Below are 13,110 nucleotides of genomic sequence, written 5' to 3'. Positions count from 1 at the left end.
GGCAGCCACGTTTCCGTCGACGGGTCGTACAGCTCTGCGCTCGCGAGAAGGGCACCGGAGGCGTAGTCGGCGCCGCCCGCGACCAGCACCTGCCCGCTCGGCAGCAGCGTCGCGGTGTGATGCGCGCGGGGGGGGGCCCATCGAGCCGGCGGACAGCCAGGTTCCCGTCGCCGGGTCGTACAGCTCCGCGCTTGCGAGATAAACACCGGAGGCGACGTCAACGCCGCCCGCGACCAGCACCTGCCCGCTCGGCAGCAGCGTCGCGGTGTAACCACCACGGGCGGTGCTCATCGAGCCGGCGGGCAGCCAGGTTCCCGTCGCCGCGTCGTACAGCTCCGCGCTCGCGGGAGAAACACCGGAGGTGTAGCCGCCCGCGACCAGCACCTGCCCGTTCGGCAGCAGCGTCGCGGTGTGACCAAGGCGGTCGGTGCCCATCGAGCCGGCGGGCAGCCACGTTTCCGTCGACGGGTCGTACAGCTCTGCGCTCGCGAGACGGGCACCGGAGGCGTAGTCGCCGCCGCCCGCGACCAGCACCTGCCCGCTCGGCAGCAGCGTCGCGGTGGGAGAAGCGCGGCCGGTGCTCATCGCACCGGCGGGCAGCCAGGTTCCCGTCGCCGGGTCGTACAGCTCCGCGCTCGCGAGAGAAACATCGGAGGCGTAGTCTTCGCCGCCCGTGACCAGCACCTGCCCGCTCGGCAGCAGCGTCGCGGTGTGCCCAGCGCGGGCGGTGCCCATCGAGCCGGCGGGCAGCCAGGTTCCCGTCGCCGCATCGTACAGCTCCGCGCTTGCGAGAGAACCACCGAAGAGGAAGTCAAGGCCGCCCGCGACCAGCACCTGCCCGTTCGGCAGCAGCGTCGCGGTGTGACCACGGCGGGCGGCGCCCATCGCCCCCGTCGCCTGCCATACCGGATCCACCAGCACCGTCTCCCCGCTGGCCTGCACCCACAGCTCGATCCGCTGCCCCCGCGCCGCGAGCCGCACCTCGATCGCTCTCCCCCCTCCGGCATGCGCCTCGGGCGCCGTGACCCGCATCCGCGCTCGGCCGCCCTCGTCCACCACCGCCACCGCTTCGCCCTCTTGCCGCAGCGCCGCGCCGTCCACCTCCCACACGGCGACGGGCGCATCGCTCGTCACGTGCTCCGCCTCGAGCAGCAGCCACTCCTCCGCGCCCCCGCCCGCCATCGCCGTCCAGTACGACTGACCTCCCGGTCGCGCATAGGTCACCGCGCTCCCTTCGAGCGCCGCCTCGCCCGCCGCGCCGAGCTCGCGCACCGCGAACGCAAACCCGCTCTGCCCGCGGACGCGCAGCCCCTCCTCGCCCCTTGCAGGCAACACCGCCTCGATCGTCTCTCCCGCGGGCCGGAACCGTCCCGGCACCTCCCCCCGCGACCTCGCCACGAACCCCTCGCCGGTCGCCACGAAGCCCGCCCCCGCGCCGAGCACCTGCGTCACCTGCTCCGGAAAGCGCGCGCCCAGCACCTCGCTCGCCCCCTGCCAAGGCTCGCCCTCGCCGCTGCACCCGACCAGCGCCCAGAACGACCGCACGAGCAGCACCACCCAGGAGCCACGCAGCCCCCACGTCGGCAACAACGCCAATCGCATGACCCCTCCCGCAAGCGTCAAAGCTCGAACCGCGCCCCCACGGTCGGCGCCACGCCGACGACGACACCGCCCACCAGCGGCTCGGCGCTGAACCACCCATAGCCGTCGGGACCGGCGTGGATCCCGTCCGCCTCGCGCCACGCCGGCCGCGACACCGCGAACAGCACCGGCACCTCCAGCCCCGCGTTCACCTCGACGTGTTCGCTGAGCGACCACCCGACGCGCACCTCCGGCGCGACGAACACGAAGCGCGCCGCCTGCGTCGCGACGACCGTTCCCACCCGGTAAGCCGCCGCGCCCTCCGTGCGCGCGGCGAACGATCCGCTCCGCGCGTCGGACATCGACCCGAAGACGCCGCCCGCGCCGAGCCGGAAGTGGATCGGCAAGCCCGCGTCGAGCGCGTAGCCGACCCACGCGCCGAGGAGCAAGCCGCGCAGCCGGAGCACGTCGTCGACCTGGCCAGCGGCGGTCGTATCGCCCGCGGCGTCCATCGCGCTCGTCGCCAGCGCAGGGTCCCCGACGAGGTTGAGCGACGTGCGCCGCCCGCGCGTCGCCTGTTTCACCGAGAGCGCGCCGAACGACGCCCCGAACCCGATGCCCGAGCTCAGCTGGTACCCGCCGCGGAGCACGCCGTAGCTCCCGGCGCCCACCCCCGCGCTGCACCCCGTCCCGCACGTGCCCGCCACGTCGCCCCCGAAGCTCGGCGCGATGAGCACCGCCGTCCCCAGCTCCACGAGGAAGCGCGGCGGCGGCGGCGGCTTGCGCCAGAAGGGCGACCCGGGATCGCGCTCGAGCTCCACCGAGAGCTCCTCCCGCCCGCCGCGCGCGAGCGCGATCGCGCGCGTCGCGGGCAGGAACCCCCCGGCCGTGGCCTCGACGGTGTGCTTCCCCGCGCGCACCTGCCCTTCCCACGGACCCCGGCCGAGCGACACGCCGTCGAGCGACACGAGCGCGTCCACGGGCACCGGCGCGATGCGCAGCGCGACGTCCAGCTCCTCCGCCTCGAGCCGCAACTGCTCGACCTCATCCACCCGGAGGCTCACGCGGACCGGCGCGGTGCCGAGGCGGCCCGCGCCGCGCAGGAGCACCACGTGCGCGCCGGGCGCGAGCGGCACCGAGAGCGGCGCCGCCGAGGTCTTGCCGACCTCGACGCCGTCGACGACCACCGAGAGCTCCCGCCCGCGCGCCTCGACGACCCGGAGCGTCCCCACCTGCTTCAGCCGGACCAGGCGCGCCGCGACGCGCGCGGTCTGCCCGCCCGCGACCTCGACGCGCGTCTCGAACGGCTCGAAGCCCTCCTTGTACACGCGCACGCCGTGGCTGCCCGCCGCGACCCGGAGCGGCGCGACCAGCGGAAAATCCCCCCGGCGCTGCCCGTCGACGGTGATCGTCGCGCCAGGCTCGGCCTGCGCGATCTCGACGGTGCCGACGAGCCCGCGCAGCGCGATCACCTCGCGCTGGATCGCGTCCCGCCTCGGCGCCTCCAGGGCCTCCGAGAAGTCGCGCAGCACGACCTCGAAGAGATCGAGCGCCTCGTCGAAGCGCTGGAGGCGCTTCAGGCTCTCGGCGGCGCCGACCGTCGCGCTCTCGTTCGGGTAGAGCTCCCTCGACGCCTGGAACTCCGCGAGCGCGGCGCTGAAGGCCCCCTCCTGGTAGAGCTTCCTGCCCTTGAAAAAGCGCGCCCTCGCTTCGTCCTTCGCGTCCTCGGGCGGCGCGCTCTCGCCGGCCGGCGGCTCAGGCTGAGCGAGCGCCAGCGCCTCCCAGCGGCTCCCCAGCAACCCCGGGATGCCTGCCGGCACCCGCTGGTGCGGCTCCTCGGAGCTGCTGGTGCAGCTCCGAGGAGCTGCTGGTACGGCCCCTCGGAGCCGCTGGCACGGCTCCCTGGAGCTGCTGGTGCAGCTCCTCGGAGCTGCTGGTACGGCTCCCTGGAGCTGCTGGTACGGCTCCTCGGAGCTGCTGGTGTAGCTCCTCGGAGCTGCTGGTACGGCTCCTCGGCGCTGCTGGTACGGCTCCCCGGCGCTGCGGACACGATCCCCGGCCGTCTCGGCGGCGCTGGCCGCGTTCCCGGGCTGCTGGGTTCACGACCACCCTCACGGAGCTCCGGGACCTCTATCTGGCCGTCGTCCAGTACGAGGCGCAGCTCACGAGCAAGGCCTACGGCCCCGAGCGCCGCGCGCTGCTCCGCGGCGCCATCCAGCTGCTCGACACCGCGAACCTCTGGTTCGGCGAGGGCAAGCGCACCGGCGCCTACCAGGTCCGGCCCGTCGACCAGGTGATCAAGGCGAGCCGGCCGTGGCGCGCGCGGCTCAAGGCGTTCGCCGATCAGGCGTTCGCGTTCGAGCCGGACGTCGCCGAGCAGTTCGCCGACGTCAACACGAGCGGCACGCTCACCGAGGAGACCAGCGATCTCGCCATGCTGCTCCGGCTCGCCAAGCAGCACCAGGCCCGCCTTTCGCCCGTCGGCCTCACCGAAGACTTCCTGCGCGAAGGCAGCGCGCTGCTCGACGAGGTGAGCGGCCGTGACCTGCTCGGCATCCTCGGTCTGCGGAACCGGGAAGAGGCGATGGTGCTGCGCAACTCCATCGTGACGTATGCCACGCTGCTCGGGAACGAGGCGCGCGCCGCCGGCGTCAACGCCTGCTGGGACATCCCCGAGGCGAAGCGCCGCTTCAGCGCCACCTCGTTCCGCGACGCGCTGCGGAGGCTCCGCCCGAAGCGCCGCGGCAGCGCCGCCGCGCCGGACGAGCCGGCGCCCGTCGAGACCAAGCCCACCGACGCCAAGCCCGTCGAGCCCTCGCCGGTCTGAAGCCACTCCCGATCGAAAACGCGGCGTGTCAGCGCTGCGGACGCACCGCAACCCCGCTGTCACGCTGGCAGGAGCGCCTGCCTCAACCGGTCGCGCTCCGCCAGGGCTGGCCTTGCTCTCGCGCTCCGCGCGTCAATGGGCGGTGCCCCGGAGGCGCTTCTTGATCGTCTCCCGAACGTCGGCGGGGAGCGAATGGAGATGCTCCTCGGAGAGCATGCGCAGCACCTCCACCGGGAGCGCGAGGATCACCTGCTCGGGGGCGAGCCCGGCGAGCCGCTGCTCGGGGGCGAGCCCGGCGAGCCGCTTTTCCACAGGCATCGCCTCGACCAGCTTCTGGAACATCTCCTCGTACCCCGGGAGCTCCTCGATGTCCGGCTGCTTCATCCTCGTGTCCCTCATCCACTGCTTCAGCCACCGTGCTGCCTCGCCCGGCAGGGCGGACCGATGGCTGAAGAGCCGCAGGTAGTCGTCGCGTTCCGCCTCGGTCACCTCGTCCGTGATGGCGAGGTACGTATCGTACATCGGCCCGTCGATGCGCGCATACCCTCCGCCGAGCGGGCTCAGAGTCCAGCCCTTGCGCGCCAGATCCTCGCGCAGCGTCGGTGTTACCGACGCGACCACCAGCACCAGCGTCAGGTCCCCTGGCGCCGGTAGGTCGTCGAGGTGGGCCGTCTCGTACAGTCCGCCATAGGTCACGAGCCGCACCAGATCCCCGGGCCGGACGCCGAGCACGTCGGCCAGCTTTACAAGGACGCCCACTCCGATGTCGCTCTTGGCGCGCTCGATCTCTTCAGAAGGCGCCCGCGACGCTGAGCGTGGCCTGACCTGGCGCCACGAACGGCGCGATCGCGGTGATGCGCGGCCCGTCGGCTGCGGTCTGCTGCTTCTGCGGGTACCAGTCGATCATGGCGTAGGTCGCGGTGCCGACGACCCCGACGCCGAAGAGGACCCACCCGGTGATCGCCCAGGGGACCGCGCCGTCAAAGCGGTCGAGCTTCTCGCGGAGCTTTCCGCACGCGTTCCTGAAGTCGGGGAGGTCGCCCGACGGATCTTCGCGCGCGCCACAGGGCTGAGACCTGCGGTTCGCGGGGATCGCGCTCTGGTGACCCGCGACGTACGCCTCGATCTGCCCCCCGATGTCGTCGGCGCTGCTGCGCGCGTCGACCGTGATGGCCGAGCCGACGATCCCCATGACCAGGCCGACGCCGGCGACGCCGGTGCCCGCCCAGGCGAGCGGCTTGCGCGCGTACCAGTGGAAGAACGGCTCGCGTCCGCCGGAGGCCTGCGCTGGGCTCATCGAGCCCATCGTGCTGCTCGTCGAGACGCTGAAGCCGCCGGCGCCCGTCGGCGCTGCTGGTGACGGTGAGGGGCTCGGCGCGGCTGCGCCCGGAGCCATCGCGCCGGGAGCGGCCGCGCCCGGCGCGGGCGGCGTGGTGCCCGTCGCCGGAGGCTGTGCCGGCGGTGGCGGCGCGGCGCCCGGGGCGGCCGAGGTGGGCGCAGCGGTCGGCGTCGCCGGGGTCGGCGCGCCGACAGGCGGCGTCGCGGGCGTCGCGCCGCTCGTGCCCAGGGTGAGCGTCGCGGGCGTGGCTGTGCCGATCTTCGCGTCCACCTGCGTGGTCGCCGATCGGTCCAGGTAGGTCGCGAACAAGGTGTGCTTGCCGGGCGTCACAAACACCGGATCGAGCAGCGGCGCCTTGCCGATGAGGACGCCGTCGACGCTGATGTCCGCGCCATTCGCGTCGGCGATCACGACGAGGAAGCCGCTCCTCCGTTTCACATCGGCGATCGCCTTCTCCGCTGCGGCGCGCTGCTCCGGCGTCGCCGCGGCGTGCTCGCGCAGGAACTGCTGCAGGTGCTTGCCGGCGTCCTGGAGGTGATTGGAGCGAAGCTCGCTCTGTCCGAGGTTGAGCAGCACGGCCGGGTGTCGCTTGAGCGCGTAGACCTGAAGGAACGCGGTGCGTGCCTCCTCGAACCGACCGGCGTCGTACGCCTTGACCCCTTCCTCGTAGCGCTGGCGCGCGACCTCGGTCACGGGATCGGACGGTTGCGCGAAGCTCAGCCGCTCGCTGAAGAGAGAAGGGGGGAGCCCGGCCTCCGTGAGCACGGCGGGAGCGATCAGCGAGAGCAGGAGGACTGGGGCGCAGGCGCGTGTTTTCATGGCTCCTCAGATCGGGCTTCGCCTCGTCGGCGTCCGCGAAAGGATACGATTGCAGCAGGCCTCGCTGCCGAGGCGAGTAAACAGGTGCGCTTCAGAACGGCGCATCGCGGATGATGCCGCCGCCCTTGCTGCCTCCGGTCGAGCTCGTGCCACGCTGCGCCGGTGCTTGAGGCGCGGGCCTCTGTGCAGGGGGGGCCGCCTTCGGCGTGGGCGCTGGCACCGCGGGCGCCGCGGCGCTCCTGGCGGAGGCGTGCGCCGTGGCAGAAGCAGGCGCCGTGGCCGCAGGAGGCGTCGCGGCAGAGGCAGGCGTCGCCGCGACGGAGGATGTCGTCGCTGCGGGAGCCGGAGGCGACGCTGAGGCGCTCGGCGCAGGCGAGGCGCCGTCGTCCGTAGCGGCGGCGGCGGTCGAGACGGCGGGGGGCGCCTGCGAGGCGGCGGGGGGCGTGATCGCTGCGGCGGGCGTCTCCGCCGTCGACGATGCCGCCGGGGGCCTGGGATCCTCTCCGGCGTCGTCTCGAAGCAAGGTGCGACCAACGACGAGCAGCAAGGCCACGCCCGCGAGGGCGAGCACGACCCGCAGCGCCGTCTTGTTCGGCGTGGACACGGGGATCTCGATCGGATCGTGGTCTTCCGTGCGGACGCCTGACGCGGCCACGGAATCAGCGCTCTCCCTCGCCGGAGGCGCCGCGCGGGAGCCCCTGCGCTTCGGCCTCGCCGACGGCGGTTCGTCCTCCGGGGGCGGGGAGGGGGACCGGTCCACCCGCGGCTGCGGCTCAGCGGCGTGCGCGCCGGCCGCGGCGCCTGGCGCGGCGGCCGCTGCCTCCGGCTCACCCATTCCTACCTGTGTTTTCCCTGCCGGCGCGGGGGGCGGTTCCCGCGTCACCGCGCCCGCGCTCGGGGCGCTCGCGTCCGAGGCGCCGCCGGCCGTCCGGGCGTCGATGAGCGGCTGAGGCGAGGGGCTGGCCTGCTCACCGGCCCCCGCCGCTCCCGCGTCGCGGGACGTGGCCCCCGCCGCGGGCGGCCCCGGCGGGTCCTCGCCGATGGCAATGGTCGGGACCCCCTCGATCACGGTGTCGGACACGCCGGACGCGCCGGCTGGCGGGGCCTCGATGACGCCCGTCGTGGGCGCCGCTGGTGCAGCAGGAGAAGGCGCCTCCGCGGGCCCAGGCTTCACCGCCGGCGCTCCGGCGGGGGAGGCCGCCTGGGCTTCCGACGATTTCGCTGCGGATGCGCCGGGCTCCTCCGCAACGGCGCCGCCGCGCGCGTCGCCTCGGGCGCCCGACAGCTCGTCGAACGCCTCCCAGGACGGCCGGATCGACGACGCGATCCGCTCCGCCTCCTCCGCAGAGAGGGAGCGCTCACCAGGTTCCGCGGTCGTCGGTTGCTCCCCCGCAGTCATCGCGGTGAGGAACTTACCACCCGCGTCTGCTGCACCGCAATCTCGCGACGGATCGGCGCATCACGGGCTGCCGCGCACGGCGGGAGCGCGCGCCCCCCCGGCGCCCCCGGAACGACCGGGAACGGCTCACCCGCCGCGCACCTCGCGCAGCAGCGCGTCATCCCAGGTGTCGGCGACCTGGCTCACCGTCGTGACGATATCCTCGAACTCTTCGTACTCGAGCGCGCTGAGGCGCCGCAGGCAGCGCACCACCACCTCGTTGCGCGCCTTGTCGATCGCGAAGGCCGCGTCGGAGGTGATGACGAAGCTGAGCTCCAGGAGCCGCCGGTAGAAGGCCTCGCGCCCGCTCAGGGGGACGGCCATGATGGGAGAGAAGACCATCAGGACGCCTTGAGCCTCCAGCACGTTGACGCCGATCGTCGCGCTCCCGTGCTGAAGCTGCGCGTACCCCGTCTCGTCGAGCGTGCTGGCGCCGGCGCCGCTCGGCGATCCGGCCCCGCCCCGAGAGCTCGCGTCGTACCGGGCGAGATACGCGTTGACCATGCTCGTCGCGTCGGCAAACCTCTCCCCCGACGCGCGGTCCGCGTAGAGGGGTCCTGTGGATGAAGTGGGCGTGAGGTCGGGCACGTGAAACCTCCTGGACGCATCGCCAGTCGCTCGGCGCGCGGGGCTGAACTGGCGAGCCGACAGCACACCAGCCCGGCGTGGTTGCATCGTAACGCTCCGGCGTTCGCGGCGATCGCGCTTTTTGCCGTGGTGGCGCACGCCACCCTCGGGTGCAGCGCGGAGGGCGGCGCGCCGGCTGCGCCCGCCGGCATCTCCGACGAGGAGCGCGCCGCCGCGCTGCTCGATCCGGCTGCGCTCCTCCCACCCCGCGCCGAGACGGTCGCCCTCGCCGATGCCGTCGCCATCGCGTCATCGCGCGCCGGGGCGCCGGCGCAGGCGGCCTCGCTCGCGGAGCTGGCCGGCGACCTTCGCGTGCGGCTCTTCCGCCTCGATCAGGCGGTCACCGACGCGCGCGAGGCGATGGAGCTCTACAGCGCGGCGGCGACGGCCTTCCGCGCCTCTTCCGATCCGGCCCACGTCGAGCGCGCGTGCCAGGCCGAGCGCCGCCGCGCGCTGCTCGCCGGCGAGCTCGCTCACGACGCGGCCGTCGCGTACCGCGAGCTCTACCTGGTCTCGCGGCGCTACGCGGCCCTCGCCCCGCCCGCGCCGTCCGGCGGCGCGCCGCGCTCGCAGTGCCTGGGCGCGCTCGCGCTCGCGCTGGCGCAAGCCGCTGCCTACCGGCCGAGCGGGGACGCGCTGCGCGCGCTGGAGCAGGAGGGACACCGGGTCGAGGGCGTCGCGCTCGCGCTCGCATCGAGCCCGGCGCCGGGCTCCTCCGCCGCGCCCGCGAGCGCCGCGGGCGCGGCGCCGGTGCAGGTGACGACCGCCGAAGCCACCGGCGATGTCGTCGTGGCCCCCCGCGCGCCGGCGGCGCCCACCGGCCCGGTGAAGATCACCTCGATCGAGCGGCACGGCTCGGACAAAGGGGCGCGCGTCGTTGTCGAGCTCTCCGCGCCGACGACGTTCGACGTAGGCACGCTCGCGGCGGACGAGAGCGCCGGCAAGGACGCGCGCGTGTTCGTCGACATCGCGAGGGCGACGTCGCGCGGCATCGCGCGGGAGATCGAGGTCGGCGGCGTCCTGCGGCGGGTGCGCGTCGGCGTCCAGCCGGATGGAACGCGCGTCGTCCTCGATCTCGCCGCGAACCTGCACCGCCGGGTCTTCTACCTCCCCGATCCGTTCCGGATCGTCGTCGACGTGAGCACCCGCGCTCCGCTGCGCGATGACAAGGACAACCCCGGCGGCGCGCGGGAGGTCCGGCGCGTCGCGATCGACCCGGGGCACGGCGGCAACGACACCGGCGCCGTCGGCCCCACCGGGTTGAAGGAGAAGGACGTGACGCTCGACGTCGCCCACCGCGTCGCCCCGCTCCTCGCGCGCGAGCTCAAGATCGAGACGCTCCTCACGCGGGACAGCGACACCTACGTCCCGCTGGAGCTCCGCACCGCGCGCGCGAACGCGTTCCACGCCGACCTGTTCGTCTCGATCCACTGCAACGCGAGCGAGAACGGCCGCGCTCGTGGGGTCCAGACGTTCTCGCTCGCGGCCCCTCACGACGGCGAGGCGACGTCGGCGCAGCTCGCGGCGCGCGAGAACGCCGCCCGCGCCGGGCGGGCAGGGCAGGGCGTGGACCCAGGTGATCCCGGCGCCCGCCTCGAGGTGGCGGCGATCCTGTCGAACCTCAACGTCGGCGACATGGCGGCCCGCTCGCGCCACTTCGCCGAGCTCCTCCAGCGATCGTCGCTCGCGTCGCTCTCGCCCCGCTACCCCGACACGAAGGATCAGGGCGTCAGGGGCGCGGGCTTCTTCGTCCTCGCGGGCGCCGACATGCCGGCCGCGCTGTTCGAGACCGCGTTCATCTCGAACCCCGAGGACGAGGCTCGCCTCGCGACCGCCGACTTCCGGCAGAAGATGGCGGACGCCATCGTGAACGCGATCCGCGCCTACCGCGAGGGCAAGTGAGGGGCGCCGCTGGCCTGGGCGGGCGTCGCCCGCGCAGGCGTCACCCTCGCTCGAGGCCCATGAGCCGCTCGAGTGAGTCGCGCAGCTCGCTGGCCTCGCCCTTCTTGATGAAGTCGTAGGCGCCGGCCTCGGTCGCGTTCTTCTTCATGTCCTCGTGGTTCGAGTACACGATGCAGCGGATGTGCGAGGTCGCGTCGATGGAGCGGAGCCGCTCCAGACAGCGCACGCCGTCGAGGCCCGGCATCATGATGTCCAGGATGAGCGCGTCGGGCTGGAGGTTGCCCACCGCGACGAGCGCGTCGAACGGATCCTGGAACGTCGTCAGGTCGAACCTCCGCGACAGCGTCTTGCGGAGCGCGGCGAGGACGGAGGGGTCGTCGTCGACAACGACGACCTTCGGCTTGCCCATCCGGAGGATCTCCGGGATCGGGTAGCCGTACTTTCGGAGGAAATCGAGCACGTCCAGCCGCCGGAAACGGAGGTGCCGTCCTGGCGTGCGGAAGTGGCGGATCTCCCCCTTGTCCGCCCAATTGTGGATGGTCTTGAGGTCCACCTGACAGAAGCGCGCGACGTCGCTCGCGGTGAACAGCTCGGGCTGCGTCGTGTTCTCTTTCGGGTTCGTTTCCATGGCTCACTCCTCGAGATCAGGCGTCGCCGGCACGGAGGGGGCATTCGTCTGGGGGGCGTCGAAGCTGGTCGGCACGGGTGGATCTGGCTCTCGTTCCTGTTTGATGTGGATCAGGGATCCATGTGCGCAGCATTCTTCGGCGACGAAGCGCCCGTTGCGCAGGACGTAACGGGTCGGACCCTCGGCGCGCCGATCGCGGGCCTCGTGCGAAGGGTCGCGTGGCAGCGCCAGGTAGGGCGGCTCGGCCCCATCGCCCGGGACGAAGCGCGGACAGATCGGCAAGAGCGACTGGCGTTCCGCGAGCGCCACGGCGCTGCGCACGTCTGCGACAGCGAGGAGCTCGAGCGTGCGTGAAGTCGGCGGAGCGAGAAGGATCTCCCCACGCGCGGCGCGCTCCAGGACCTCGGACGGCGCTGCCCAGAAGCTCATCGTCGTCTCGTGCCCGTCGTGTCGCCCGATCTGGCCTGGCGGCAGCGGTAGCAGGAAGAAGCGCGCGTCGAAGCGCCGCGCCTCGGCGAGGGGCGTGATCCACCGCGCCCACGGGACGAGCGCCGCGAGCGCGAGCTTCAGGCCGCGCCGCGCGAGGACCGCATCGAGCGGCGCCCCGGCGGCGAGCTCCCGCCCCACCACGTCGACCTCGTCGCCGGACAGCGGATGATCGGTCGGCAGGATGCCCCCTTCCTCCAGCGTCTCGCGGCACGCGGCCACACACAGCGCTCGCGCCGGCGTCTCGCCCGTCGCGAACGCAGCGGCGCGCGCCGGTGGCTCGGTCGCCCGATCCCTCCAGACTTCCGCGCCGTCCTGCGCGTCCACTTTCCCACCAGGGAACACCACGGCGCCCCCCATGAAGCTCGAGCTCGCGTGGCGGCGAACGCAGAACACCTCGATTCCAGCGCGACCGTCACGGAGGACGATCACCGTCGAGGCATCGCGGGGACGGACCGGGGTTCGGTTCTGATCGAAATCCAGCAATATGGGATAAATTTGTTCCACGTGAGCTGCCTTTCGTCAAACCGTCCGCTGCGTCTCATTTCCGGCGTGCTCTGGGGTGAGCATGCGGGTTTGAGGCCAAGTCCGCCGCCTTTTCCGGCGGCTCGGGGACTTCCCGCAGATGCTTTCCACGCTGTCCCGACAACCGATGGCGACCGATGCCGCAGCGCCCGGTCGGTCGCGCGGGTGACGGCGCGTGACGGCGACCGATGGCGCGTGACGGCGACCGATCGCGAATCGAGAGGCGTTGGCCGCAGTGAGTCCGGGCGATCTCTGCCTGCGACGGAGGCGTCGTTGACGGGCTCGGCTCCCACGCCTAGAATCCCGCGCCTCGCAATTTCGGGGGGCTGTCTGGCCTCTCCGGACATGTCGCGGAGCCGTAAGTCCCGGCAGCCGGGGTCAGCGCCCCGCGGCTTGCATGCGCCAGGGAGCTCAGACGGCAGCGCCGAACGGCGCATTCGACGCGAGAGGACCTATGAACAAGGCCCAGCTGAAAAAGTTCAAGACCCTGCTTGAGACGAAGCGCGACGAGATCGTCAAGAAGGCCAAGCAAACGCTGACCGAAGACATGATGCTCGACGCGAACGATCTCCCTGACGAGATGGACCTCGCGTCGAGCGAGTACCTGCAGTCGTTCACCTTCCGGCTCCGTGGCCGCGAGAAGTCGTTCCTCGACAAGATCCAGAAGGCGCTCGTGAAGATCGAGGACGGCTCGTTCGGCAAGTGCGAGGAGTGTGAGGAGGAGATCTCGGCGAAGCGCCTCGAGGCGCGCCCCGAGACGACCCTGTGCATCCGCTGCAAAGAGGATCAGGAGAGGGTCGAGAAGGACTACGGCTGACGCTGCGTCGCGCGAGGAGGCCGGCCGCCGGTCGCCTCCTTGCGCGAGGGTGCCTCGGCGCCGTCGGGCGTGCGCTCCCGCTCCCGGTCCACGTCGCGCGGACCGGGCGGGGCCACGCCCG

General features: G+C 72.9%; 10 protein-coding genes and 2 pseudogenes. 3 read left to right on the top strand and 9 right to left on the bottom strand.

Translation table 11 applies throughout. From position 1 onward, the window contains the following. Positions 1-14 precede the first annotated feature (14 nt). The 3 genes and pseudogenes from WMF44_RS20640 to WMF44_RS20630 all read right to left on the bottom strand — a co-directional run. Positions 15-89: pseudogene (locus WMF44_RS20640) on the bottom strand (hypothetical protein); the annotation flags it as partial. A gap of 94 nt (positions 90-183) precedes the next feature. After that, positions 184-885 (bottom strand): annotated as a pseudogene (locus WMF44_RS20635) (Kelch repeat-containing protein); the annotation flags it as partial. Positions 886-1,619: 734 nt separating this feature from the next. Further along, entirely contained in the window at positions 1,620-3,401 is a 1,782-nt protein-coding gene (locus WMF44_RS20630; protein WP_437300825.1) for a PEGA domain-containing protein, read from the bottom strand. A 473-nt stretch (positions 3,402-3,874) separates the two neighbouring features. Between WMF44_RS20630 and WMF44_RS20625 the strand changes: the two genes are divergently transcribed. Beyond that, positions 3,875-4,408: a hypothetical protein gene (locus WMF44_RS20625; RefSeq protein ID WP_437300824.1), complete on the top strand. Its 534-nt coding sequence runs from the start codon at positions 3,875-3,877 to the stop codon at positions 4,406-4,408. A 132-nt stretch (positions 4,409-4,540) separates the two neighbouring features. Here the strand turns inward: WMF44_RS20625 and WMF44_RS20620 are convergent, their stop codons facing one another. From WMF44_RS20620 to WMF44_RS20605, 4 genes are all read right to left on the bottom strand, one after another. Then, the gene (locus WMF44_RS20620) at positions 4,541-5,167 is read right to left on the bottom strand and encodes a hypothetical protein (RefSeq protein WP_437300823.1); all 627 of its coding nucleotides are present in this window, start codon (positions 5,165-5,167) and stop codon (positions 4,541-4,543) included. A gap of 31 nt (positions 5,168-5,198) precedes the next feature. Further along, entirely contained in the window at positions 5,199-6,566 is a 1,368-nt protein-coding gene (locus tag WMF44_RS20615; protein WP_437300822.1) for a tetratricopeptide repeat protein, read from the bottom strand. A 91-nt stretch (positions 6,567-6,657) separates the two neighbouring features. Beyond that, on the bottom strand, positions 6,658-7,965 hold the full coding sequence (locus tag WMF44_RS20610; protein WP_437300821.1) for a hypothetical protein: 1,308 nt from the start codon (positions 7,963-7,965) through the stop codon (positions 6,658-6,660). A 126-nt stretch (positions 7,966-8,091) separates the two neighbouring features. Continuing rightward, positions 8,092-8,508: a YbjN domain-containing protein gene (locus WMF44_RS20605; RefSeq protein ID WP_437300820.1), complete on the bottom strand. Its 417-nt coding sequence runs from the start codon at positions 8,506-8,508 to the stop codon at positions 8,092-8,094. Positions 8,509-8,721: 213 nt separating this feature from the next. On the opposite strand from WMF44_RS20605, the gene WMF44_RS20600 reads away from it, so the two are divergent. Then, positions 8,722-10,533: an N-acetylmuramoyl-L-alanine amidase gene (locus WMF44_RS20600; RefSeq protein ID WP_437300819.1), complete on the top strand. Its 1,812-nt coding sequence runs from the start codon at positions 8,722-8,724 to the stop codon at positions 10,531-10,533. A gap of 40 nt (positions 10,534-10,573) precedes the next feature. Here the strand turns inward: WMF44_RS20600 and WMF44_RS20595 are convergent, their stop codons facing one another. Continuing rightward, positions 10,574-11,161: a response regulator gene (locus WMF44_RS20595; protein WP_437300818.1), complete on the bottom strand. Its 588-nt coding sequence runs from the start codon at positions 11,159-11,161 to the stop codon at positions 10,574-10,576. Between the two features lie 3 nt (positions 11,162-11,164). After that, positions 11,165-12,079 (bottom strand): NUDIX hydrolase, encoded by a 915-nt coding sequence (locus WMF44_RS20590; protein WP_437300817.1) that lies wholly within the window; start codon positions 12,077-12,079, stop codon positions 11,165-11,167. Positions 12,080-12,626: 547 nt separating this feature from the next. Between WMF44_RS20590 and WMF44_RS20585 the strand changes: the two genes are divergently transcribed. Beyond that, entirely contained in the window at positions 12,627-12,989 is a 363-nt protein-coding gene (locus WMF44_RS20585) for a TraR/DksA family transcriptional regulator (RefSeq protein WP_012236416.1), read from the top strand. Positions 12,990-13,110: the final 121 nt, after the last annotated feature.

This window comes from Sorangium sp. So ce426 (assembly GCF_051475585.1).
GTDB classification, from domain to species: Bacteria; Myxococcota_A; Polyangia; order Polyangiales; family Polyangiaceae; genus Sorangium; species Sorangium cellulosum_B.
This window is presented reverse-complemented; position numbering and strand designations above follow the sequence as displayed.